The following is a 24,375-nucleotide window of genomic DNA, read 5'->3' as shown; positions in this document are numbered from 1 at the left end:
TAAAAGATTGTACCATGGAGGATAAACTGCAGATGTTCGAAAACCGGCTCACCAAAGTATTCCGGCATATTTCCAAACTCGCCCGGCGGCAACACATCACCTGCTACCGGATATATGATGACGATATTCCTGAATTTCCCTTCAGTATAGAAATGTATGAAGACCATGTATACATTGCGGAATATAACCGCAAACATGGCATGGACGAGGAAACCCACGAAACCTGGCTGGATACCTGCCTGGAGCTAATCAGCAAAGTACTGGAAGTACCCCCCGAAAAAGTATGGGTAAAACAACGGCAACGTAAAGAAAACAGGAAAAGCCAATATGAAAAACTGAGTGGAGAAAGTCATGTGATGACCGCCCACGAAGCCGGCCTACAATTTAAAGTAAACCTCTCCGACTATCTGGATACAGGCCTGTTCCTCGACCACCGCATTACCCGCAGCATGGTAAGGGAAGAAGCGAAAAACAAAAAAGTATTAAATCTTTTCTGCTATACCGGCTCCTTCTCAGTATATGCTGCCGCAGGCGGCGCCGCGGCTATTACGTCTGTAGACCTTTCCAAAACTTATTTATCCTGGGCGGAAGAGAATATGCAACTCAATGGCTTCCATAATCCCAACTATACTTTTGTACATGCAGATGTACTCCAATACCTGGATACCCTGAAACTGAACACCTACGACCTGGTGATCATAGACCCTCCCACTTTCTCCAACAGCAAGCGGATGAAGGATTTCCTGGATATACAACGCGACCATGTGGCATTGCTGAATAAAGTACTGCTGACCACCAAAAAAGATGGTGTAGTATACTTTAGTAACAATTACCGGAGGTTTGCCCTGGATGCCGATCAAATTGAGGCATCGAGCATCAAGGATATCACCAACCAAACTTTGCCTTTTGATTTTCAACAGAAGATGATCCGGAAATGTTACCGGCTGATTAAATAATAAACACTAACGTTTATTTTTCTTCACCATTTTCACCAACTTCAACAACTCCTGGCGGTAGCTGTCTTTTTCCGGGCCTATCGCTTTACCAGCAATATGCAATACCATATCTGTATTGCCATCGCCACAATATGCCGATTTACGCAGCACCATGCCAAACAGGGCTACTGCAGCAGCAAAGCGGTAATCATTTGAGGCATCGTTAAAAGGAATAACAGTGCCTGGCACTGTACCCGTAATATATTGCACCACCGTATCCTGGGGAGCGCGATAAGTGACCCTCACAGTAGCCAATAATGTATCTGATACCGATTCCGCTACGGGAGTTATTTCATAGATGGCCACCGCACAATGCCCACTGCCAATAATCCCTCCGCCATATTCATTTTTAATGGTGGTGTCTACCGGCAGCACCTTGTTCTCATAACCTATTAGCCTATACGATTTTACCAGCGCCGGGTTAAACCATACTTCTGATTGTACGTCGCGGGCCAGGGTAAACAAGGTACTACCAAATTCCCGGGCAAATATTTTATTGGCTTCTTCCAGGTTATCTATATAGGCAAAATTGCCATTACCCTTACTAGACAAGGATTGTAGCTTAGAATCTTTATAATTCTTCATTCCTACTCCCAAACAGGTAAGCAGTATACCACTTTTTTTCTGTTGCAGGATTAGTTGCTCCATTTCTTCATCACTGCTAAGGCCTACATTAAAGTCACCGTCTGTAGCCAGTATCACGCGGTTATTTCCCCGGGGGATAAATTGTGCAGCTGCAATCTGGTAAGCCATTTTAATGGCGGCTTCTCCGGCAGTGGTACCACCTGCATTAAGGTGGTCGATGGCATTAAGGATCTTCGCTTTCTGATCGCCGGAAGTGGCCGGCAATATGATGCCAGGCTCTCCTGCATAAGCCACTATGGCTACTTTATCTACCGGGCGAAGATTATCTACCAGGATATGGAAAGCGGCTTGCAATAAAGGCAATTTGTTAGGCGCCCCCATAGAACCAGAAACATCTATCAGAAATACCAGGTTACTTGGCGGCAAACTGTCTGTTGCCAGAGAGCGGGCCCTGATGGCAATTTCCAACAGTTGATGCCCAGCCTTCCATGGACAGGTGGTATACTGGCTGTACAATGCCATGATCTTCTCTCCAGCCGGTGGTGGATAATCGTAGTGGAAATAATTGATCATTTCTTCTATCCGCACGGCTTCCACTGGCACTACCTCCTTTTGCCGTAAAAAGCGACGGATGTTACTATAGGCAGCACGGTCTACATCCATAGCAAAAGTAGACAACGGATGCGCGTCTGCATGCACAAAGTTGTTTTCATAGGTAGCGCCGTATGTTTCATTGTAAAAGGCATGAGTGCCCATACCGGTATTACTGTAATTGGGATTACTACTGTGCAACATTTTGGCGCGGGCCTTGGCTAATGCCACCGGATCTATATCTTTTCGTATAGACGATAGCGTTATCAACAACTGGTTGGTGGTATGTACCGCTATCTGCCGGGGGAGATAAGCGTTATGTGTAAACGTTAAAACGGCTGATGCCGAAGGGATGATAATTTTAAAAAGACCGAAAGCGTTTGTGACCACAGTAGCTGTGTCATCCATCACCTTCACTACCACGCCGGAGAGGGGACGGTGGGAAATACTGTCTTCTACCGCTCCCGATACCCAGCTGGTTTGCGCTTGCAGTCCTCCTCCCCATAACAGTATGAGTACAAGGAACCTAGGCATGTATTAAGTTAAGGAATTTTTTCCGGCGTGCGTGCTTTTTCTTGTAGAAAGGGGCGAATTTATTAAGCCATAAAGGCACAAGATCCATCTTAGTGATGGATCTTGTGCCTTTATACATATTTATTTGTACTGAAATGCCTACTCTACCAGCTGATAGATCTCCGGCAGGTTTCTACCCAGTCCATCATAGTCGAGCCCATAACCCAGCAGGAACTTATTGGGGACGGAAAAGCCCAAATAATCAATTTTTATGGGATGCACCATTGCATCCGGCTTGGTGAGCAGAGAGGCTACCAACAATTTTTTAGGCTGCTGATGCTCCAGCTGTGGCAGGAACTGGCTCAGTGTTTTGCCGGTATCCACAATATCTTCCAGGATTACCACTGTACGGCCAAACAAGTCCTCATCCAGGCCAATAGCAGTAACTACGTTACCGGTTGATTTAGTGCCTTTATAGGAGGCCAGTTTGATAAAGGAAATCTCTGCTTCAATGTTCACATATTTGAACATATCTGCCGCAAACATAAAAGATCCGTTCAAAATAGCAATAAACAAAGGGCGCTCTCCCTTCAGATCTTTATTGATTTGCTCCGCCATTTCCTTGATGCGCTGTTGCAACTCCGCAGCGGGAATATATGGTTGGAACTGTTTATCGTGCACCTTGATTACTGACATAATACTTCTAATATTTCCTTGTTTAACAATTATCAACGTAAGAAAGATCACTGGTTATTTATCTACCAGCAAACGTTGTCCGATCTTGATATCAAAACCCTCCAGGTTATTCCATTCCTGCAATTGCGTAATAGATTTATTGTACATTTTCGCAATGCCATACAAAGTTTCTTTGGGCTGTACATCATGATACCGGAGCGTACCTAGCTTCTGCGGCACAGGCACAGGCTTAGGAGCAGCAGGAGATGGGGCTGGCTGGGTAGCAGCAGGCTGCGGCATGGCTGCTTTAGGACCAGAGGCGCCGCCGGAAGTGGTAACCGTACCTGCTTTTTTAAGATCTTCTATCATTTCTGCCGGAATACCGCTCTGTGAAGAGGTAGCTGGTTTGGTATCGGGAACCGCAGGTTTCTTTACCCCTTCTTTTTTATCGTCCATTGCAACATTACGCGAAGGAAAGTCCAGGAACTCCTGCTCTTTATTTTGAGCCAATTTAGGGGCATTGCCGGCAAACCCATCGAGCGTTAAACGCTGGCCAGCGGCTGGTTCTTCCCCTTCATTCATTTTATTGCGGCGACGCAGCCACCGGAGCTGTATACCTTCTGCCTGTGCTACATCGTGCATGGTTTCTCCATTGGCTACGGGATGGAATTCTTTACTGCCCCGCTTGCTTTTCTTCTGGAGGAAGATGATCATATCTTTTGCCGGCGGATTATCATTTTCCAGGTCATTGAAGCGCACCAGTTTGCGTAAACGCTTATTATACTGATCCGCTACCTGTATCAGGGAGGTACCGGCTTTTACATACACGGCCTTACGACCGTTGATTTCAATAATGCCTTTCGGCACACCGCCGGCAGACGGTTTGGTAGTATGGTGGCTATTCTTTCCGGAACCATTGCTTTCCCCTTTGGCATCCACTTCTGCGTACAAAGTCTTGTCTGTAGCAGCACCAGACGCATCCGGGGCCTTACCCATAGCAATCAGCGTGTATTGCTGCAGGTTATTGTCCTCAATGATCTTGATCAACTGTTGGGGGTAAGTAGGATTAGTAGCATATCCCGCCTGTTTTAACCCAAATGCCCATGATTTATAGTCATCTCCATCAAATTGGAAAAGAAAAGCATACCGTGGGTTGCTACGCAAAAAATCGGAATGGTCGCGGTAAGAATCGCGGGACGTTTCATATACCCGGAAGCATTCCTGTGCGGCATCGTCATCGTACCTGACCGTTTTGCCGGTCCAGTTATTCTTACATTTGATACCGAAGTGGTTGTTAGACTGTAAACACAGCGTACCGTTGCCGGACTGGCTTTCTACTACTCCCTGTGCCAGGGTAATGGCAGCAGGCACGCCGGAACGGCGCATTTCCTCTATGGCTATGTTTTTATAGGTAATAATATACTGCTGCGTAGTCATTTTCTGCGCATGCAGTACTGTAACAAAGCCAATAAGAAAACTGACTGACAAAAAGGATTTTCTTACTTGCATGTATGATAGGATTTAATGGGCGCTTTATTTCTTTCTGATCATCAGTAAACCATCCCGGATAGTTAATAATACTTGTTCTGCGCGGTCATCTGCCAATACTTTCTCACAAAATCTGATCATCGCCTTAGCCTGGCGGCCTTGTTCCGCTTCAGGCGCCAGCACCTGACCGTGGTACAATACATTATCTGCAAGGATAAATCCGCCCGGACGGAGTTTATCCCAAACCAGGTCGTAATAATGTTCATAACCCGCTTTATCTGCGTCAATGAACACAAGATCAAATACTTCGTCCAATTGTATGATAATATCGGCAGCCTTACCAATGTGCATTTTTATCCGGTGGGCATTCCCGCTTGCCTCAAAGTACTGCTGACAAAGGGTTTCCAGTTCTTCGTTGATATCTACAGTATGGAGTAGGCCGCCGGCAGTAAGGCCCGCAGCCAAACAGATTGCGGAATATCCGGTATAAGTGCCTAATTCCAGGATGCGTGTTGGCCGTATCATATGGCTTACCATACTTAGGAACTGCCCTTGTACCTGACCGCTCAACATATGCGGCAGCTCCACTTTCAGATGCGTTTCCCGGTTCAGTTGATGCATCAATGCACTTTCCTGGGTGGTATATTTTTCTGAAAAGGCTTCCACTGCTGCCGGTATGAGCTCCATATATATATTATAATTTCTGCAAAGCTAAGGAAAAAGAGATTCCAGCGTAGCTTTTAGCGATGAGCAAAAAAGCTATTCATGACAAAGAAATATATTCTTAAACGTTATTCTACCGCTTTTATTCTGCGTAGGAAGGAACAAGGTACTGGCTTTCAGCTACTGGCAACCAATAGCTAAAAGCCAGGAAACTATTAGAAATTGGGTCTTAATTTATTGGTAGTATAAAATACGCGGAAATACTCTACCACTTCCTCTGCAGTATCAAAGAGCTGCAACAGGTCGAGGTCTGCGGGGTTAATATTGCTTTCCTTCTCCATCATAACGGTGCGTATCCATTCCAGCAGGCCACTCCAATATTCACGCCCTACCAGCACCATGGGGGTTTCCTCCATCTTCCGGGTTTGGATCAGCGTGGCCACTTCGAAAAATTCATCCATGGTACCAAAACCGCCGGGCATCATAACAAAGCCCTGCGAATATTTAGTGAACATTACTTTTCTCACAAAAAAGTAGTCGAAATTCAGGCTATTTTCAGGATCAATATATTCGTTAGGGTGCTGTTCATGTGGCAACGAGATATTGGCGCCAACCGACTTCCCGCGTGCCGATTGCGCTCCTTTGTTGGCGGCTTCCATTACTCCGGGGCCTCCGCCCGTGATGATGCCAAAGCCTTCCTCTGCCAACTTGGTGGCTATTTCCAGGGCAATATCGTAATAGCGGTTGCCAGGCTTTGTTCTGGCAGAACCGAATATAGAAATACAGGGACCTATTTTTGCCAGTTTCTCAAAACCCTCAACAAACTCAGCCATAATTTTGAATATCTGCCAGCTGGAATGCGCCCTTGTTTCCGTCCAGTCTCTATCTTTAAAATTCTTAATACTGCTGTTCATGCGATTGCTGTTTTATAATGCCATGAAACACTTTCCTCATGCAAGCACTCGGAACGATGTAAGGTGTAATTTATATAATAATTGGTTTAACAGGACTGCACCACCCAATAAAAAAGCGGGTAACTGTATAGCAACCCGCTTTACACTTAACACGTTATAAACATGCAGCGATGTCTGTTAACACTTCGCCCCAGAAAACGTTGCTAATGCTGGCATTTAAAACAAGCAATATTTATTGAAAACTATTCCAACCATTCACCACCGCTTCGGCCAAGCCGAAAGAGTGCGTCATTCCTACACTACCCAAACCGTTTACTACCGTCACATTTACTGCCGGAAAAAACGATTTCTGTTTTCCCGTTAGTTAGTTTCGGATAATAGCTTATACGCTTCGCAGGCTTAGAACCCCAATCCGGCGCCCACCCGGTAAATCAGGCTGTTACGATAAGGGGAACGGTCATCCTGTAATACATCGTACAAAATAGAAAAACCAAGACCTACGCGGCCACCTACACTTTGTGAATAACCAGCGCCCAACAATAAACTGGGAACAGCATAATCGGTTTTATAGATTTGCTTGTTGCCACTATTGTCGTACAAAGTACTGGACTGGCTGATAAAATTATATTCCGGTTGCACATGTACAAACAACATCGGCAACGGATATACACGTCCCCATACGCCGCCACCAAAAATGGTGTACTTATCCCTTTGCAGGGTATTACCAAAATAATCCCGTGATCTGAACTGTCCGTATTGTGCGTTAATATTTATACCGGCAGCAATATATTGCGAAAAACGGTAACCTACCAGTGGGGAAACATCTACATTAGTATAATCGCCGAATACCATTCCCAGGGAACCTCCCACTACCAGGCGGGAAGGGTCCCAACCTTTATGAGACATCGTATCCGTTTTATAAAATTGAGCATGCGCCAGTTGCACGGTTACCAAAAAGAAAAAACATACCAGAATACGTTTCATGTTCAGATTTATTAAGTTTAACTGTTTCCCGGAACAAAGGTTTAACAATCAAAAATTTTACCCCGGTTCAAAATATTTTTCGGATCAAATATCTGTTTTATTTGCTTCATGAGCTGCATAGATGTTTGATCAAAAATGATATCCATATAGCTTTTCTGCACCAACCCGATGCCATGTTCTCCAGAGATAGTTCCTCCCAGGGATTTCACCAATTCAAATATTTCGCGGATACCTTGTACCAGTGTACCCGTCCACTGTTCTTCCGTAAGTGTACCACGGATAATGTTTACATGCAGATTTCCATCCCCTGCATGACCATAACAAACAGAATGAAATCCATATTTCCGGCCGATCTCTTTTACGCCTTTCAATAATACAGGCAATTCTGCCCGGGGCACTACCGTATCTTCTTCCTTATATATAGAATTGGCTTTCACTGCTTCGGCTACACGGCGACGCAATTTCCAGAGCTCTTCTTTTTGCTGGGCATCTTCTGCAAACAATATTTCCCCAATATCAAAGCCCTCCACTATACCGGCAATACCTTCCATTTCCTGCATCAGCATTTCCGGATAATTACCGTCTACTTCTATGAGCAGATGGGCCTGTATGTCGTCTGCTATTTTAACAGCGCTGCTTTGCACATAACGGGTTACCCACTCTAGCGCATCTCTTTCCATAAATTCCATAGCGGAAGGTGTATACCCGGCCCGGAATATAGCGCTTACTGCTGCGCAGGCGCTTTCCGCAGAACGGAAAGGTACCAGCATTAGTAAATCGGTTTTGGGAAGCGGGATAAGCCGCAATACTATTTTAGTAACAATACCTAAGGTACCTTCACTACCTACTACCAGCTGGGTAAGATTATAGCCAGTAGCATTTTTTAATACGTTGGCGCCGGTCCAGATCACTTCCCCATTGGGCAGCACCATTTCCAGATTCAATACATAATCCTTTACTACACCGTACTTTACCGCCTTGGGACCGCCGGCATTCTCTGCAATATTACCGCCAATAAAACAAGTTCCCCGACTGCTGGGGTCTGGAGGGTAGAACAAGCCCTTCTCTTTCACAGCGTTCTGCAATTCTTCCGTGATTACACCCGGCTCCGTAACCACCTGGAGGTTCCGTTCATCGATGAGCGGAATACGGTTAAAACGTTCCATAGAAATGAGTACGCCGCCATATTGCGCCAATGCACCTCCGCTAAGACCGGTACCTCCGCCGCGCGGGGTTACCGGTAACACTTCCTGGTTACATAGCTGCATGATACGGCTTACCTGTTCAGTGGTATCCGGTTTCACTACCACTTCTGGTAAATAGTGCAGATCTTCTGTTTCATCCTGTGCATAACGGGCCAAACCTTCTTCATCGGCCAATACATAGGAAGCTCCGGCTATTTCGCGTAATGCCGCTATATGAGCGGCAGTTACTTTATTAAACGTTGTCATACAACAAAAATAATCATAAAGCCGGTTAGGTGTTCATGTCCAGTATGTTAAAAAGAGGGGCAGATAGTGGCCCTTTTGGCATTGGAAAAAGCACGGTTCGTATATAAGCCGGTGTATACAACTCCTATTTCATATGCACCCCTGCGGTTGTTGGCTGCAGATAATCCGGAAGTAGTAATATCGTAGTTAAACATCATCTTGATATTATTGAGCTGATAGCCCACCAGGAAAATCGCCGCATCATTGCCACGGTAGTAAATACCACCATACAACTGCTGAGCGCCATCGCCCGAAAGATTATAGGCAACATTGGCGCCTAGCATAAATTCGTGGGCGCCTACCTGCGTAGCATAATAGGCCGCCGGGTTCAGGATCACCTTATCGCTGGCTTTAAGACTGGCGTTCAGGAAGCCGATATACCGGCGTGGTACTTCGTTGTTGCCTGCATAAAAGGTTTCCCTAGGCGTATTAATATGTTGTACAGAAAAGCCTGCATTAACGTAGATGTTATCAGTAGGAAAATAAGCATAGTTCATCCCTGCCTGCAGGTCGAAATAATTCACGCTGCTCTGGGTGATCGGTTCGCCAGTAGGTATGTGCGAATCAAAGAACTTTCCATTCCACTGATCGCCGAAAGTAAGCTTGGTAATATCCACCCTTTTCCCAGCAGAACCGGCATTGAACCCAAGCGATAACAAACTGCTTTCCCCCAGCAGCTGATGATAAGCGATAGATGCATATCCTTTGGTAGAAATGAGATTACCGCTACCTGCTGCATCCCGCAATAATACACCGCCAACGCCTACCCATCCGTATACCAGCTGTTCACGGAACAATTGGAAATCACCAAATGCCGACATTGTGCGGTAAGGCACCGGAATACTGGCCCACTGATCACGGTAGTTAACACCAATACGGTAATTTCCATCCGGAATAAAGCCCGTATTGGCCGGATTAGTCGTTAAAGGCGAATTGAAAAACTGTGAAAAATGAAGGTCTTGCGCAAAGCCTCCCAAAGCAACTATCAATATAATTGCCAGACATGTTGAAAATTTAACGATCTGATTCATGACTCATCATCTTAATAGGGTTACACTACCTGATCTGCTGGCTTTTGTGCCATCTGTAAACTGGATGTTTACCACATAGGCGTAAGCATCCATGGGTTGAATATTTCCCTTATACCTTCCGTCCCAACCAATGTTAGGATCAGAGCTTTCAAAAACCAATTGTCCCCAGCGATTATATATTTTAAGATTGAATTTGGTGGCGCCAAAAGATTTCACCAGAAACATATTATTCTTTCCATTAGGCGCAAATGCATTGGGTATGTCAAATAACGGTACTACGATAGCGCTTACCTCTTTACAGGCGGTGGCAGTACAACCTTCGATGTTACCGGAAGTAAGACACACATTATAGCTACCTGATTTCAGGTATTGATGTGTTGGATTTACCGCGGAAGTAGTATCTCCATCGCCGAAGTTCCAAAGATAATGATCTGCGCCTACAGACATATTTACGAATTGCACCGGTGTGTTTTCTATCGGCTTCAGAGGCGAAAAATCAAAATCAGCGGAAGGTGGCGGCGCCACCAGTACATTCTTCGTAGTGGAATCTTCCTTGTTACAGGTATTCGGATCATCTACCCGCAATGAAACAGCCCAACTTCCCGATTGCTTGAAAGTATGCAGCGGATAAGGGTCTGTGGAAGTAGTACCATCATCCTGGAAGGTCCAGGTAAAAGTTTCCCCACCCAGGGAGGAATTATCCAGCTGTATTTCTGTACCTACACACACGGTATCTGGCAGTGTAAAAGCAGCTACCACATTAATGGCTACACGCAACGACTTAGTAAGGGTTTGCGGTGCATTGCAGAAGTTGGAATCTACCAGGGTTAGGGTGGCGTTATAGGTGCCGGCAGCCTTGTAATAGTGGTACAATGGGAAAGTATCTATCCCTACATAGAATGGCGGTGTGCCATCCCCATAGTCCAGGATAAAGGAACTATCTCCAAACTGACCTGCTGCTGCCACAGAGCTATTGGTAAACTGATATTTCAGGCTGTCGCAGGGATCTTGTCTTTTTGCATCAAAATCCAGGGTAGCGGCATTAGAGCCCAGCTTCACTTCCACATAAGCAGTATCGGAGCCATTACAGCTGCTGGGATCGAATTTAACCATCCGGACAGTGTAGGTACCTACGTTCTGGAAAGTATGCGTTACCGTGTCCAGTTCCGGGCCACCGGTCAGCAAAGGCGAACCATCGCCAAACGACCATTCATAGGTTTTACCCGGACGCAGCGTAGTATCTACAAAAGTAATATCTCCGGGCGCGCAGTAGTTCTTACGGCGGTCGATGGTTTTAATACCGGCCTTTACACCGTCGAGGTTAAAAGCGATCTTCAGGGCGCCGAAGTTACAGGAAGCAGGCGGCGTACTGGAATAAGCTCCGGGCGTAGTCGGATAACGGGGTTTGGAACCATTGTTGCTCACATTACACCAGGCGCAAATGCCCTGGTAAATAATACCATTTTTATCAAACCGGCTGGTGCCGCCATCTACGTGTTCATACAAACCAGAGCCGCCAAAATAGCTGCCATAGAGCGGCGCTACACCATCGCGCTGTAATACAAAGAAGTAGAAGTCCATCCCGTCGGTACTGCGCTGCAATGCATCGGAAGAGGTGTACAATCCGGATGTACCTGAATTAGGGTACTTAAGAGAAGTATTGATACCTCCTCCCCACCCTGATACATACACGTTCTCACAACGGTCTACCAGGAAGGCGGTGGTGGAAATATTGGGAGTGCTCACCAGGTTCCTGTTCTTTCCAAACGTGGTAGAATATACGAAAGCGGAGAGATCAGGTTGTAATTTAGAGATAAACTGTAAACCGTTAGCATTGTAGTAACTGGGGTCCAACAATTTAATGGGCCAAGCACCTTCTGTGGTACCGGTTACATATACAAAACCGTTTTTGTCTAACTGGATACCATATACCTGGTCGGCAGCAGGATTATCGGCGCCAATGAAAGTACTTTGCAGGATCGTTTTACCATCGTTGGAAATATGAGCAATAAAACCATCGCACACGCCGCCGCGGTAAGCAGGATAGAGTGGCGTTCCTTTGATCGGGAAATCGGAGCTGGCAGTACCACCGGCTACATACAGGGTATTTAGCCCGTTCAATGCAATTACATAGGCAGCGTCTTCTTTAGCGCCTCCTATATAACTGGCCCACACAAGACCTTTACAGAGCGGATTTATTTTCATGATCACCCCATCCTGTAAACCGTTGTTCTTTTCCTGGAAAACGCCCGGGGTAATAGGAAAATCGGTAGAGCGGGTACAACTGGCTACGTATATATAGCCGGCATCATCCACCACTACCTCGCTACGGGCATCATCGCCATAGTTACGCAATAGTATCCAATCACCTCCTTCACGGTCTTCCCGCATATTTACGCCATCGTCTGCAGAACCAGCAATGATCAGCGAACCGATCATACCTGTACCGGTAGCATTCAATTTGGTGATGGCAATATCCCATCCTCCCCTGGCGGTACCTACCACAGAATCGGCCGGATAGTCGGAGGAAGTGGTTCTACCGGAAATGATCAGGTTACCTTGAGCATCCACAAATAAGCTATGTGGCTGTTCGGAGCCATTGCCCCCTATATAGGTGGCATAAATCAATTTAGTACCTGTGGGATTAAATTTTGAAATGCCGATATCAAATTTACCCCCACGGAATACGCTGCCTACCGCACCTGGCGTAACCGGGTAACCAGCGCCAAATACAATACCTCCGCCATAAAAATTGCCGGCGTCGTCATAAGTAGCCGTAAAGCCCCAGTTGTCTGAGCGGGAGCCGGATACAGTGGAAAACACGTATACAGGATCAATGATCAGTGTATAGCTACGGTTATATTCTCCTGAAATCTTAAAACCCAGCTTATTACCATCCAACTTATAGGATACCTTTACGGGTACACGCTGATTGTTGATATACTGATAAGCAAAAGGCAGTTGTTCGATCACATCCCCTACGGAAGTATGCACATACAGCTGTCCTTTTTTCACCTCCATCCCTGTAGCCCCTTCATACAGCAACTGTATATTATCCGGGTTAGCCCCCGGATGGATAATCATATCGTATTTCAATTGGGATGCATCAGAATAAATATGTGCATCGATCCCCGGATATACGGAATTGTAATTGATACCCTGGTAAGATTTTACATTAGCAGCCCATTTGGAACGATCGTTACCAATAAAGTAATTGGTAACCGTTTCTTGTTCTTTTTCGGGGACTATCTGTGTGTTCGTACTGGCGTTCAGGAAAGTAACGTTGTACGCATGCCCTTTTACATCCGGCATTTTATCGGGTCTGGTAGGCAACTGGCCACCGGAACCGGGGCCTGTAGGACTACTCCCTACGTTATCATCCTTTCTTACATATTTCGGAATGGTGATAGAATCACCGCGATGCGCATGTCCGTGCACATATTCGTTTAGTGCATACAGATCGTCCTGACTGTACATCAAAAAAGTAAATCCCGTTTTTTTCAGGAAGATAGCAGCGCCATCAAGTTCTGTTTTGTAAATGATTTCCTTATTCCACTGTCCTTTATTCTCAATAAAATTCAAAGGCGAGTAGTTCACATACTGCTGTTGTGCCTGGGCAAAATACCCGGTAAACAAAAAGCAAATCATCCATCCAATAAGGCCTGTCGGAAAGGTAAATTTCAACGGGATAAGATTTATTTTAAACGTAATAACTAAATATAACACTATAAACGCAGAAGCCTGTCAAATTGTTACGGTCCTTGGAAAAGCAGCCAACTTCTGAAGCGGAGAAAAAATAGGTTAAATGGGAAACAAAGGATATATCTCGTTCAAAGGTTTATTGCTTTTTTATTTGTCTTCCATCTATTATTATAAACGTTAAAAACGTCAGGAAATTTTGCTCCATGCGGATTTACTTCGCTGAGCGGCTAAAAATTCTTTCAAGGCCTGATTTTCAGGTAATAGCAGATCTGTATCTTCTGATAATATTTTTTCAGCGCTGGCTCTTGCTGCATCCAGAATTGGCTTATCGGCAATAATATCCGCCAGTTTAAAATCCAGTATGCCGCTTTGCCGGGTGCCTTCAATATCTCCGGGGCCTCTCAATTCCATGTCTTTTTCAGAGATCAGGAAACCATCGTTCGTTTGTACCATCACGTTAATACGCTCTTTGGAGTCCTGGCTTAACTTATTGCCTGTCATGAGAATACAAAAAGATTGCTCGGCGCCCCTGCCTACCCTACCACGAAGCTGATGTAATTGCGACAACCCAAATCGCTCAGTGCTTTCAATCACCATCACGGAAGCATTGGGCACGTTTACGCCTACTTCAATAACAGTGGTAGCCACCATAATATGGGTGTCGCCGGCCACAAAACGCTGCATATTGGTCTGGCGTTGGTCTGCCGGCTGCCGGCCATGAACCATGCTGATATAGTATTGCGGTTCCGGGAAAAAGGCTTTCACTTCCTCATATCCTTTCATCAGGTTTTCATAGTCGAGTTTTTCGGAATCTTCTATCAAAGGATACACGATATACGCCTGCCTGCCCTTTTTCACTTCTTCCTTGATAAAATCCATTACCTGTGGACGTTGATATTCGTTGCGGTGCACAGTGGTAATAGGTTTACGGCCAGGAGGCATTTCATCAATAACGGATACATCCAGATCGCCATAGATGGTCATCGCCAGGGTTCTGGGTATAGGCGTAGCTGTCATTACCAGGATATGTGGCGGAATAGCATTCTTTTCCCATAGTCTTGCCCGTTGCGCCACACCGAAGCGATGTTGTTCGTCTACGATGGCCATGCCCAGGTTCTTGAACTGCACTTCTTTTTCCAACAGGGCATGGGTACCCACCAGGATATCGATGCTACCGTCTAAAGCCCCTTCCAGTATTTGCCGGCGGGCCTTTCCTTTGATGCTGCCTGTAAGCAGGGCTACTTTTACTTCCATCTTTTCCAGCAGCCCGGCGATACCTTTAAAGTGTTGCTGGGAAAGGATTTCCGTGGGCGCCATCAAACATGCCTGGAAACCATTGTCTTTTGCCAGTAGCATAGACAGCAGTGCCACCATGGTTTTACCGCTGCCCACATCTCCCTGTAATAACCGGTTCATTTGCCGGCCATGTATAGTGTCTGTACGTATTTCTTTTAGCACTCTCTTTTGTGCGCCAGTTAAAGAAAACGGAAGGTGGTGATTGTAGAATTCATTAAAAGATTGTCCTACGGCGCCAAACACGTAGCCATGCGATAATTTATGCCTTTTTAGCTTCAGGCGGCAAATGCGTATTTGCGCGATGAACAGCTCTTCGAATTTAAGGCGGCGTTGCGCCTGGCGGGCATCTTCTTCACTACCGGGTAAGTGTATGCGGAAGTAGGCCATCGACCGGGGCATCAACCGATATTGCTGTAATACCTCTACCGGTATATTTTCCCTGATCTCTTGCGGAGCCAGTTGCTCCAACAAATTTTTGGTCAGTTTCCCTATAGCCTTTGCCGTTAGTCCGCGGGCCTTTAGTTTTTCAGTAGTATAATATACTGGTTCCAGGAACTGTTTGCCGGTGGCTATTTCTTCTGTGAGCAGATCCATTTCGGGATGTGCCAGTTGGGCCACACCGTTGAATATAGAGATACGGCCAAATACCAGATAAGCCACATTTTCCCGCAAAGATTTCTCCATCCACTGCCAGCCCTGAAACCAAACCAGGTCGATGGTCCCCGTTTCGTCTTTAAAAGTGGCTACCAACCGTTTAGAGCGGTTTTCACCCATCACCGTCATCCGGATGATCTTTCCCCGTATCTGAACAAAATCTTCATATCCACTTAGGGAAGCGATCTTATCAATCCGAGTACGGTCTACATACCGGAAAGGAAAGTAGTTCAACAGATCGCCAAAGGTGTGCACTTTTATTTCCTTGCGCAACAGTTCTCCTTTCTGCGGTCCTACACCTTTCAGGTACTCTATCGGATTAGATAATATGGCGGTAAATGTTGAAATGTTATTTCTTTTTAATGAGGAACAAAAATAAAAAAGGCAAATGGTAAAAATCACCACTTGCCTTTTTTAATAAAAAACAATTATAACTATTCGGCTATTGCATCCACTTTACCTTCCACGAACTGTTTCATCCATTCGGTAGTAACAGATTTTGGTCTTTCCAGGGAAAGGCCGAGCGCTCTGTCCCAGCAGAGGGAAGCCAGTACGCCTAATGCACGGGATACACCAAACAATACGGTATAGAATTCATATTCTACCAATCCGTAATGTACCAGCAGCGCACCTGAATGAGCATCTACATTAGGCCATGGGTTTTTCACCTTGCCCAGTTCCTGCAAAATGCCAGGAACAGTGTCGTACACAGTCCATACAATCTTCACCAGTTCATCGTTAGGCAGATGTTTCTTAGCAAACTCCATCTGAGCAGTGAAACGGGGATCTGTTTTACGCAATACAGCATGACCATATCCTGGCACTACTTTACCTTCAGATAAAGTTTTGCGTACATAAGCATCAACCTGTTCTTTGGTTGGCATGCCGCCACCCAGTTCTTCGCGCATTTGCAGAATCCATTTGATCACCTCCTGGTTAGCAAGACCGTGCAACGGACCTGCGAGACCGTTCATACCAGCGGAGAAAGAGAGGTAGGCATCGCTCAGGGCAGAGCCTACCAGATGGGTAGTGTGAGCACTTACGTTACCACCTTCGTGATCTGCGTGGATCACCATATATAAACGCATCAGTTCTTTGAATCCTTCATCGGAATAACCCAGCATATGCGCAAAGTTACCCGCCCAGTCGAGCATGCCGTTAGGCTGGATATGCTGACCTCCTTTATATTTGCGGCGGTAGATATAAGCAGCGATCCGGGGCAAACGTGCAATGAGGTTCATTGTATCCTCATAAGTATAGTTCCAGTAATCTTTCTTATTAATACCTTCTGAATAAGCCTGCGCAAAAGAAGATTCTGTTTGAAGCGCCATAATACCTACGGTGAACATAGTCATCGGGTGAGTGGTAATAGGCAGCGCTTCAATAGCGTCGAAAACGTGGTTAGGTACATGAGAACGGCGCCCCCACATGCTGGAAAGATATTGTACATCTGCTTCTCCCGGCAATTCTCCTATTAACATCAGGTAAAACAATCCCTCCGGTAACGGTTCAGCACCGCCCGGCGCTTTAGGTAAATGGTCCCTTAATTCCGGAATGGAATAACCACGGAAACGAATTCCTTCATTGGCATCCAGTAAGGAAGTTTCTGTTACCAGACCGGTAATACCGCGCATTCCCTGATATACCTGAGCTAATGTTACATCCTCAATCTTCTTAGTGCCATGATTCTTTACCAGATCTTTTACTTCAACGTTAAGTTCATCTGCTTTAACCTTGAATTTCTCTTTTATGTACCCCATTTTACAGCTATTGTTATGTAATAAAAACTAAATCGATCAATAGTCAAAAGTAATGATTTGTTAACGAAGTTACCATCATTTAGTGGTATTTAATGCCAAATTAACAACGTTCCCCGTGCGCTTAAAATAAGCAATTAAGCTACAATGAAGTGCTTTTTTAATCTTAAAATCAAACAATTATACATTATATATATTTATAGCATAAATGGACGTTAAAGAAATGTAAATTTTTCAGAATGAATTGAAAATATTGAAAGAAAAATTTCGAGAACCAGTGAAATGTTCATTGTCTTTGACAATTTTTCCGGTTCAGGTAAATAATAAAAAAATTATGCTAATAAGTAAATAGAGAGGGTGGAATTTATAAAAGCATCCGGCTATAAAACTACCTGGAATTTATAAAGACAATTACTAACGGGGCCATTCCACGAGGAATTTATAAGGGCAACTCTGTTGGAATTTATAAAGGCAAGATGACCTTTGTGGAATTTATAAAAACAATACCCCTATGCGGAGTTCATAAAGATAACCCTTCCATTTGAATAAATGAAAACAATTTTAACAAAATAATAATTCTTTTGAAATTTAATGAAAGCATCCGGAAGTAAATAACCTACCACCAGGTCATTTAGGTGCTCTTCTGTACAGGTAAAAAGCCAAACCGCCGAAAATCATATTAGGTATCCACACTGCCAGTAACGGGTTCAGGTCTGCCTTCACAGAAAACACAGTGGCAAATTGCAGGAATATAATATAGCTGGCGCTGATCACAATACCCAAAGCCAGGTGCAAACCACTTCCTCCCCTTACTTTTTTAGCGGCGATAATGCCTCCGATCATCGTAAGCACTACTACGGCGAAAGCGGCAGCCGTTCTTCTATAATACTCTACCCAAAAGGTATTCAACCCTTCCGAGCCGCGGATAGTTTCTCGCTGTATAAATTTCCGCAGGTTTGGCGTAGTCATAGCTTCCTGGATATTCTTAGTTTCTACCAGGTCTTTCGGGTGCAGGGCCAGCTTGATCAGGGTATCCTGCCGGCTGCTCCAATGCTCTTTCATCCCACTAATGGTACGCATAGTAACGTAATCCAGACGCCACTTCTCGGAAGTGGAGTCCCACGTAATACGGTCTGCTTTCAGCTTGAAGATAATGTTCTGTTTATCAACGGTAGTTAGCACAAAGTTGCTACCGCTTTTATAGTTGGGGTCGTAGGTGCCAAAAGTTACGTAATTAAAGCTGTCGATACGGGTACTACGGTCGTATTGCGACTTCTCATCATCGTGACTATGGAGGTATTTATTTTCGAAAGAAGTACGGATACGGTTGGCATTGGGCACTACCCAGTAGTTTGCCAGCCAGAGGATGCCGCCAAAGAGGAAAGCCCCCATCCAATAAGGCCGCAGGAAACGGCGGAAGCTTACTCCAGACGCCAGGATGGCGATGATCTCTGAACGGTATGCCATCTTGGACGTAAAAAATATCACCGACAAAAATATGAACAGTGGGAATAATAAAGCCAGGATATGCGGAATAAAGCCGAAGTAATAATCTACTACAATTTCGTGCAGTGACAGATGGTGTTTCATAAAGTCATCCACCTTTTCTGTGATATCTATCACTACAGAAATCAATAGGAATATCATTAGGGAATAAATGAAAGTACCTATCAGCTTTCGTAAAATGTACCAATCAATCTTAGTAATCATATCCCCAAAGATATTAGTTTATTTTATAGTCCGAACTTTTTACAGGCGTGTTTTCAATTGGTTAACCATACTGGTTTTCCAGGTAGCAAAGGTACCAGCCAGTATTTGTTTGCGGGCTTCCTGCACCAGCTCCAGGTAAAATGCCAGGTTATGGATACTGGCCAACGTCATTCCCAGGATTTCTCCGGAAACAAACAAATGCCGCAGATAGGCCCTGGAATAATTGTTAGTAGCAAAACAAGGGCTGTTTTCATCAATCGGATTGAAATCGGTGGCCCATTTCTTATTGCGGATATTCATAACACCATTCCAGGTAAACAACATACCATTACGGCCGTTGCGGGTAGGCATTACGCAATCGAACATGTCTACACCCAAGGCTATGTTTTCCAGGATGTTCCACGGTGTGCCCACTCCCATCAGGTAACGGGGCTTATCTACAGGCAGTACTTCACATACCAGCCCGCACATTTCGTACATTTCGTTTTCCGGCTCCCCTACACTGAGGCCGCCAATGGCATTGCCGGCTGCATTGCGGGAGGCAATGAATTCGGCAGAAGCCTTACGCAAGTCTTTATAGGTGCTGCCCTGTACAATAGGAAACAACGTTTGTTCATGCCCGTAAGCAGGCTGCGTGTCGCTTAAACGCTGGATACAGCGGTCGAGCCAACGATGCGTGAGCTCCATCGATTTCCGCGCATAACGGTATTCAGAGGGATAAGGCGGACATTCATCGAAGGCCATTATAATATCGGCCCCGATGGTGCGCTGGATATCCATCACATTTTCAGGCGTGAACAGGTGGCGGGAGCCATCGATATGCGACTGGAACACCACGCCTTCTTCCTTGATTTTGCGGTTGGCTGCCAGGGAAAATACCTGGTAACCGCCACTGTCTGTAAGAATAGGGCGGTCCCAACCATTGAACTTGTGCAGTCCGCCGGCGAGCGATAATACTTCCAATCCGGGCCTCAGGTACAAATGATAGGTGTTGCCCAGGATAATTTGCGCATGTACATCATGACGCAATTGCTCCTGTGTTACTGCTTTTACGCTGCCTACCGTACCCACCGGCATAAAAATGGGTGTTTCTATAACGCCGTGCGCAGTAGTAATCTTTCCTGCCCTGGCTTTACTGCCGTTGTCTGTATGTATCAGTTCAAAATTCACTCAACAAAAAATTTCAGGCCGCAAAGATATTGAATGATTCGGGGAATTCCGGTTTCTGGCATTATCAGACCGCTTTTTAACACGAATTTCAGGAGCTGCAATCCTGTAGCCGGGAAACGATCCAGCTGGCAACAATAAAAATCAGGCCGGGAAACGGAAAAAGATTATTATTTTACAGATAATAAAAATATTATATTTTTGCGACCATTATGCTAGACTATCTAGGTGAAATTGCCTTATACTTTTTTGCTGCCGTTGCAGGGATACAGATATTTTATTACCTGTTTATCTTTTCCAGGGTGGCTTTCTATCGCCGTAAATTTAACCTGGACCGTACACCGGACGGGGCATTTTCGGTGATCATCTGTGCAAAAGATGAAGAATTAAACCTGCAGAAAAATCTGCCGGGTGTACTGCAACAACGCTATCATCATCACATGAAACCAGGATATGAGGTGATTGTAGTGAACGACAACTCTGAAGACGACACTAAATATTACCTGCGCTCCATAGAGCCTGGTTATCCTCATTACAGGCATATAGAGATCAAGCAACCCGCCAAATTTATCCCCGGCAAAAAATATCCTTTATCTATAGGGCTGAAAGGCGCGCAGTACGACAATGTATTGCTTACAGACGCCGATTGTAAGCCTAGCAGCACCTACTGGCTGTCGATTATGAGCCAGGGGTTTGAAGGCGATAAAGAGATTGTATTAGGATATGGCGCTTACCATAAAAAACCTGGTTTTCTGAACAAGGTGATCCGTTATGAAACTTTCTTCGGCGCGCTGCAATACCTGTCTTTTGCCATGAGCGGAATGCCTTATATGGGTGTTGGCCGCAACCTGGCCTATAAAACTGCTTTGTTCTTCAAACAAAAGGGCTTTACCAGCCATCAGCACCTGGCCAGCGGCGATGATGATCTGTTTGTAAATGCAGCGGCCACCCGCAAAAACGTAGGCGTGGTGATTGATAAACAAGCCTTTACCTATTCAGAGCCCAAACAGAGCTGGAAAAGCTGGTTTCGCCAGAAAACCCGGCATATGTCTACCGGCAAGCATTACCGTTTTGGGCATAAGTTTGTATTGGGTCTGTTTTCCCTGACACATTTCCTTTTCTATCCCGCCTTTATTATCGGCCTCTTATTCCCGCCTCCTCTTCTTTGGTATGTGCTGGGCATTTTTGGTCTGAAAGTGCTGATACAATCTGTGATCACTTATTCAGCCATGCGTAAACTGGATGAAAGCGATCTCTTCAAACTCAGCTGGCTGATGGATATCTTCATGGTATTGTACTATATTATCTTTACGCCAGCATTGCTGTTTAAGTCTAAAAACAGGTGGTAAAAATCAGTATTTTGTAACAGCTGAGTGCTGAAAGCTAGCAGCGAAAAGCTATTTTTGCGGCATGGAAATTATTTTAAAGTATTTCAGTGACTTTACACCCAAGCAGTTATCTCAACTGGAGGCTTTACAAGGGCTATACCAGGAGTGGAATGAAAAGATCAATGTAATATCACGTAAAGATATAGACTCCCTATACGAAAAGCATGTATTGCATTCTCTCAGCATAGCGGCTATTGCCGACTTCCAATCTGGCACCCAGATACTGGATCTCGGCACTGGTGGTGGCTTCCCGGGTATTCCCCTGGCCATCTTCTTTCCTGAAGTGGAGTTCCTATTGGTAGATTCCATCGGTAAAAAGATCAAAGTAGTGCAGGGAGTAGCAGAAGCCTTGCAGTTGAAAAATGTAACGGCTACGCACAGCCGTGTGGAAGACATCAAAAACAGAAAATTTGACATCGTAGTTTCCCGGGCAGTAGCTCCACTGGCCGATCTATGGCGCTGGAGCAAACCCGTGCTCAAAAAGTCTGCCGTTCCGGGCAAGCAGTTCGAAAAAGGGCTGATCTGCCTGAAAGGAGGCGACCTTGCACAGGAAATATCCGACAGCGGCTTAAAGCCCAGATTGGTAAAGATTTATGATATCTTCCCAGAAGAAAGTTTCCAGGAAAAATTTATTGTAATGGCGAAAAGCTGATGCTCATGTGCTGGCTGCTAATAGTAGCTTACCCATGTGCTAGCTACTATTAGCAGCCAGCACATGGGTAACAAAACACTGGATAGCTAAATTTACCTGGATACCGGAATTGTGGGCTAACTACTCAACAAAGCAATAGTTCCTAACTATTAATCTCCAGCGTAGTATGCCGTATACCCAGGTGCTCCAATTCATGCCGAAGTGCTTTTTTTACAGCTTCGGTTGCTGTAACATTCAGTTGGGGATCTACTTTTACCTGGGCGGTGAGGGCATTTTCTGTGGTACTGATCGCCCATACGTGGATATGGTAAATATCTTTTACCCCATTCACTGTTAGCGCTACTTTCCGTACCTCCTGCAAATCTATACCGGGAGGAATACCATCCATAGATAAACGTAAACTATCACGCAGCAGGCCCCAGGTACCTATAATAATCACCACCATTACAATGATACAGAGCAAAGGGTCTAGCCAATACCATTGGGTATAAACGATAACAATACCGGCCCCTACCGTGGCCAGGGACACTAGAGCATCTGCAGCCAGATGCAGGTAGGCGCCTTTAACGTTGAGGTCTTTTTCCTTATCCTTGAAAAACAACCAGGCCGTAAAAGCATTGATAAAAATACCGATACCGGCCACAATGGCAATAGGCTTCCCAGGCACTGCATAAGGCTGGGAAAAGCGCTGTACAGCCTCATAACCAATTACCCCTACCACCACTAATAAAAGCATAGCGTTAAAGAGGGAAATAAGAATTGTACTTTTGCGGTATCCGTAGGTATATCCTGGATTGGAAGTAATTTTAGCAAGACGGAAGCCCAGGAGCGACAAGGCCAGGCTGGCCACATCACTGAGGTTATGCCCCGCATCGGCCATAAGCGCCAGTGAATGGGTTAAAAGGCCTGCCAGAAACTCCGTTCCAACAAAGGCCAGATTCAATGAAATGCCCCATATGAAAGCCCGGTTTACCTGGGCATTATTAATAACAGGCGTATGGGCGTGAGCGTGATCATGCATACGGTATAGTTTCCAGATATGTAATTTAAGAAGTTTTTTTCCCAGACAATAAAATATCCCAATAGCTGCTTCGTCTTCCTTTATAAGATGAAACAGCTGGTCCTCACAAATAACATTATGGCCTTAGAGCAGAATGAACGCATACAGGCAACCGTAAAGCAAGAACGCAAGCGATTGTTGCACTTTATCCGGCAACGGGTAAATAATGCGTCTGATGCAGAAGATATTTTGCAGGATGTTTTTTATCAATTTACCGAATACCTTCGGCTGGGCAGCCAGATAGATTCTATCACAGGATGGCTGTTTGCTGTAACGCGCAATAAAATTACCGACTGGTTCCGAAAGAAGAAAGAAACTCCCTTTGCCGATTTTACGCGTGAAATAGAGGGCGAAGAAGTATTATTGCTTCCCGAATTGTTGTCGGATAAAAACCTGGAAGCAGATGCCCCCATGGTAAAGAAAATGTTGTCTGAAGCCATACTGGAAGCCATCGACGAGTTGCCCACCGACCAGAAACGGGTGTTTATACAACACGAACTGGAAGGCAAATCGTTCAAAGAAATGAGTGAAGAAACGGGGACCAGCATCAATACCTTATTATCCCGCAAGCGCTACGCAATATTATATTTGCGCGAACGTCTGTCTGAATTGTACAGCGAATTATTAAACGACTGATCAAATTATTAAAAATATGAACAACGAATATGGCCGCAGAAAAGGCCTGCACGTAATTAAATTCCTGCTACTGGGAGCTTTGTTTATTGCTGTGATAGGATTTGTAACGATGCAACTGTGGAATTGCCTTATCCCAGACCTGTTCCATGGTCCGCAAATTTCCTTCTGGCAGGCTTTAGGCCTCCTGTTACTGGGTAAGCTACTTTTTGGCTGGAACCACCATCAACGCTCCTGGGGCGATAAATGGAACCGCGGCCGGGAATGGAAAGCCCGCTTTAAAGAAAAAATGGCCACTATGACACCGGAAGAACGGGAGAAAATGAGAGAACAACTCAGCAACCGCTGCAGATCTGGTTTTGGTAGATGGCAAAAAGAAGAATGGGACGATTTCAAAAAAGAAGAAAAAGAAACCCACTAAATCATA

Annotated in this window: 19 protein-coding genes; 5 read left to right on the top strand and 14 right to left on the bottom strand. The window is 45.1% G+C overall.

Annotated features, from left to right (window positions below):
- Positions 1 to 14 precede the first annotated feature (14 nt).
- Positions 15 to 956 carry a class I SAM-dependent methyltransferase gene (locus ACDQ55_RS12120; protein WP_420981660.1) on the top strand — a complete coding sequence of 314 codons (942 nt, stop codon included), beginning with the start codon at positions 15 to 17 and terminating at the stop codon, positions 954 to 956.
- Positions 957 to 962: 6 nt separating this feature from the next.
- On the opposite strand, the gene ACDQ55_RS12115 is transcribed toward ACDQ55_RS12120, so the two are convergent.
- The 13 genes from ACDQ55_RS12115 to tgt form a co-directional block, all read right to left on the bottom strand.
- On the bottom strand, positions 963 to 2,705 hold the full coding sequence (locus ACDQ55_RS12115) for a YfbK domain-containing protein (protein WP_420981659.1): 1,743 nt from the start codon (positions 2,703 to 2,705) through the stop codon (positions 963 to 965).
- Positions 2,706 to 2,843: 138 nt separating this feature from the next.
- The gene (hpt, locus tag ACDQ55_RS12110; protein ID WP_420981658.1) at positions 2,844 to 3,380 is read right to left on the bottom strand and encodes a hypoxanthine phosphoribosyltransferase; all 537 of its coding nucleotides are present in this window, start codon (positions 3,378 to 3,380) and stop codon (positions 2,844 to 2,846) included.
- Between the two features lie 54 nt (positions 3,381 to 3,434).
- Positions 3,435 to 4,868: a glucosaminidase domain-containing protein gene (locus ACDQ55_RS12105; protein WP_420981657.1), complete on the bottom strand. Its 1,434-nt coding sequence runs from the start codon at positions 4,866 to 4,868 to the stop codon at positions 3,435 to 3,437.
- Between the two features lie 24 nt (positions 4,869 to 4,892).
- Positions 4,893 to 5,534: an O-methyltransferase gene (locus ACDQ55_RS12100; protein WP_420981656.1), complete on the bottom strand. Its 642-nt coding sequence runs from the start codon at positions 5,532 to 5,534 to the stop codon at positions 4,893 to 4,895.
- Positions 5,535 to 5,725: 191 nt separating this feature from the next.
- Positions 5,726 to 6,424 (bottom strand): TIGR00730 family Rossman fold protein, encoded by a 699-nt coding sequence (locus tag ACDQ55_RS12095; RefSeq protein WP_420981655.1) that lies wholly within the window; start codon positions 6,422 to 6,424, stop codon positions 5,726 to 5,728.
- A gap of 399 nt (positions 6,425 to 6,823) precedes the next feature.
- The gene (locus ACDQ55_RS12090) at positions 6,824 to 7,408 is read right to left on the bottom strand and encodes a hypothetical protein (protein ID WP_420981654.1); all 585 of its coding nucleotides are present in this window, start codon (positions 7,406 to 7,408) and stop codon (positions 6,824 to 6,826) included.
- 41 nt (positions 7,409 to 7,449) lie between these two features.
- Positions 7,450 to 8,859 (bottom strand): FAD-binding oxidoreductase, encoded by a 1,410-nt coding sequence (locus ACDQ55_RS12085; protein WP_420981653.1) that lies wholly within the window; start codon positions 8,857 to 8,859, stop codon positions 7,450 to 7,452.
- 47 nt (positions 8,860 to 8,906) lie between these two features.
- A complete protein-coding gene (locus ACDQ55_RS12080; protein ID WP_420981652.1) occupies positions 8,907 to 9,929 on the bottom strand; it encodes a PorP/SprF family type IX secretion system membrane protein in 1,023 nt (340 codons plus the stop codon).
- Positions 9,930 to 9,935: 6 nt separating this feature from the next.
- On the bottom strand, positions 9,936 to 13,613 hold the full coding sequence (locus ACDQ55_RS12075) for a PKD domain-containing protein (protein WP_420981651.1): 3,678 nt from the start codon (positions 13,611 to 13,613) through the stop codon (positions 9,936 to 9,938).
- Positions 13,614 to 13,817: 204 nt separating this feature from the next.
- Entirely contained in the window at positions 13,818 to 15,983 is a 2,166-nt protein-coding gene (gene recG, locus ACDQ55_RS12070; RefSeq protein ID WP_420981650.1) for an ATP-dependent DNA helicase RecG, read from the bottom strand.
- 32 nt (positions 15,984 to 16,015) lie between these two features.
- Positions 16,016 to 17,341, bottom strand: a complete 1,326-nt coding sequence (locus ACDQ55_RS12065; RefSeq protein WP_420981649.1) for a citrate (Si)-synthase, eukaryotic — start codon at positions 17,339 to 17,341, stop codon at positions 16,016 to 16,018.
- 624 nt (positions 17,342 to 17,965) lie between these two features.
- Positions 17,966 to 19,048: an LptF/LptG family permease gene (locus tag ACDQ55_RS12060; RefSeq protein ID WP_420981648.1), complete on the bottom strand. Its 1,083-nt coding sequence runs from the start codon at positions 19,046 to 19,048 to the stop codon at positions 17,966 to 17,968.
- Positions 19,049 to 19,087: 39 nt separating this feature from the next.
- Positions 19,088 to 20,218, bottom strand: a complete 1,131-nt coding sequence (gene tgt / locus ACDQ55_RS12055) for a tRNA guanosine(34) transglycosylase Tgt (RefSeq protein ID WP_420981647.1) — start codon at positions 20,216 to 20,218, stop codon at positions 19,088 to 19,090.
- A gap of 209 nt (positions 20,219 to 20,427) precedes the next feature.
- Between tgt and ACDQ55_RS12050 the strand changes: the two genes are divergently transcribed.
- Positions 20,428 to 21,564 carry a glycosyltransferase gene (locus ACDQ55_RS12050; RefSeq protein WP_420981646.1) on the top strand — a complete coding sequence of 379 codons (1,137 nt, stop codon included), beginning with the start codon at positions 20,428 to 20,430 and terminating at the stop codon, positions 21,562 to 21,564.
- Between the two features lie 61 nt (positions 21,565 to 21,625).
- Positions 21,626 to 22,255: a 16S rRNA (guanine(527)-N(7))-methyltransferase RsmG gene (gene rsmG / locus ACDQ55_RS12045; RefSeq protein ID WP_420981645.1), complete on the top strand. Its 630-nt coding sequence runs from the start codon at positions 21,626 to 21,628 to the stop codon at positions 22,253 to 22,255.
- A 142-nt stretch (positions 22,256 to 22,397) separates the two neighbouring features.
- Here the strand turns inward: rsmG and ACDQ55_RS12040 are convergent, their stop codons facing one another.
- Positions 22,398 to 23,276 carry a cation diffusion facilitator family transporter gene (locus tag ACDQ55_RS12040; RefSeq protein WP_420981644.1) on the bottom strand — a complete coding sequence of 293 codons (879 nt, stop codon included), beginning with the start codon at positions 23,274 to 23,276 and terminating at the stop codon, positions 22,398 to 22,400.
- A gap of 87 nt (positions 23,277 to 23,363) precedes the next feature.
- On the opposite strand from ACDQ55_RS12040, the gene ACDQ55_RS12035 reads away from it, so the two are divergent.
- Positions 23,364 to 23,951: an RNA polymerase sigma factor gene (locus ACDQ55_RS12035; RefSeq protein WP_420981643.1), complete on the top strand. Its 588-nt coding sequence runs from the start codon at positions 23,364 to 23,366 to the stop codon at positions 23,949 to 23,951.
- Between the two features lie 16 nt (positions 23,952 to 23,967).
- Positions 23,968 to 24,369: a hypothetical protein gene (locus ACDQ55_RS12030; protein ID WP_420981642.1), complete on the top strand. Its 402-nt coding sequence runs from the start codon at positions 23,968 to 23,970 to the stop codon at positions 24,367 to 24,369.
- The last annotated feature ends 6 nt before the right edge of the window (positions 24,370 to 24,375 follow it).

Source organism: Chitinophaga sp. 30R24 (genome assembly GCF_049056765.1).
GTDB lineage: Bacteria > Bacteroidota > Bacteroidia > Chitinophagales > Chitinophagaceae > Chitinophaga.
This window is presented reverse-complemented; position numbering and strand designations above follow the sequence as displayed.

Bases quoted from the DNA above. Each gene is read 5' to 3' on its own strand.
- ACDQ55_RS12105 (WP_420981657.1), bottom strand. From the start codon at position 4,868: ATGCAAGTAAGAAAATCCTTTTTGTCAGTCAGTTTTCTTATTGGCTTT.
- ACDQ55_RS12040 (WP_420981644.1), bottom strand. From the start codon at position 23,276: ATGCATGATCACGCTCACGCCCATACGCCTGTTATTAATAATGCCCAG.
- ACDQ55_RS12080 (WP_420981652.1), bottom strand. From the start codon at position 9,929: ATGAATCAGATCGTTAAATTTTCAACATGTCTGGCAATTATATTGATA.
- ACDQ55_RS12085 (WP_420981653.1), bottom strand. From the start codon at position 8,859: ATGACAACGTTTAATAAAGTAACTGCCGCTCATATAGCGGCATTACGC.
- ACDQ55_RS12120 (WP_420981660.1), top strand. From the start codon at position 15: ATGGAGGATAAACTGCAGATGTTCGAAAACCGGCTCACCAAAGTATTC.
- ACDQ55_RS12030 (WP_420981642.1), top strand. From the start codon at position 23,968: ATGAACAACGAATATGGCCGCAGAAAAGGCCTGCACGTAATTAAATTC.
- ACDQ55_RS12115 (WP_420981659.1), bottom strand. From the start codon at position 2,705: ATGCCTAGGTTCCTTGTACTCATACTGTTATGGGGAGGAGGACTGCAA.
- ACDQ55_RS12065 (WP_420981649.1), bottom strand. From the start codon at position 17,341: ATGGGGTACATAAAAGAGAAATTCAAGGTTAAAGCAGATGAACTTAAC.
- hpt (WP_420981658.1), bottom strand. From the start codon at position 3,380: ATGTCAGTAATCAAGGTGCACGATAAACAGTTCCAACCATATATTCCC.
- ACDQ55_RS12035 (WP_420981643.1), top strand. From the start codon at position 23,364: ATGAAACAGCTGGTCCTCACAAATAACATTATGGCCTTAGAGCAGAAT.
- rsmG (WP_420981645.1), top strand. From the start codon at position 21,626: ATGGAAATTATTTTAAAGTATTTCAGTGACTTTACACCCAAGCAGTTA.
- ACDQ55_RS12100 (WP_420981656.1), bottom strand. From the start codon at position 5,534: ATGGAGCTCATACCGGCAGCAGTGGAAGCCTTTTCAGAAAAATATACC.
- ACDQ55_RS12060 (WP_420981648.1), bottom strand. From the start codon at position 19,048: ATGATTACTAAGATTGATTGGTACATTTTACGAAAGCTGATAGGTACT.
- ACDQ55_RS12050 (WP_420981646.1), top strand. From the start codon at position 20,428: ATGCTAGACTATCTAGGTGAAATTGCCTTATACTTTTTTGCTGCCGTT.
- ACDQ55_RS12095 (WP_420981655.1), bottom strand. From the start codon at position 6,424: ATGAACAGCAGTATTAAGAATTTTAAAGATAGAGACTGGACGGAAACA.
- ACDQ55_RS12090 (WP_420981654.1), bottom strand. From the start codon at position 7,408: ATGAAACGTATTCTGGTATGTTTTTTCTTTTTGGTAACCGTGCAACTG.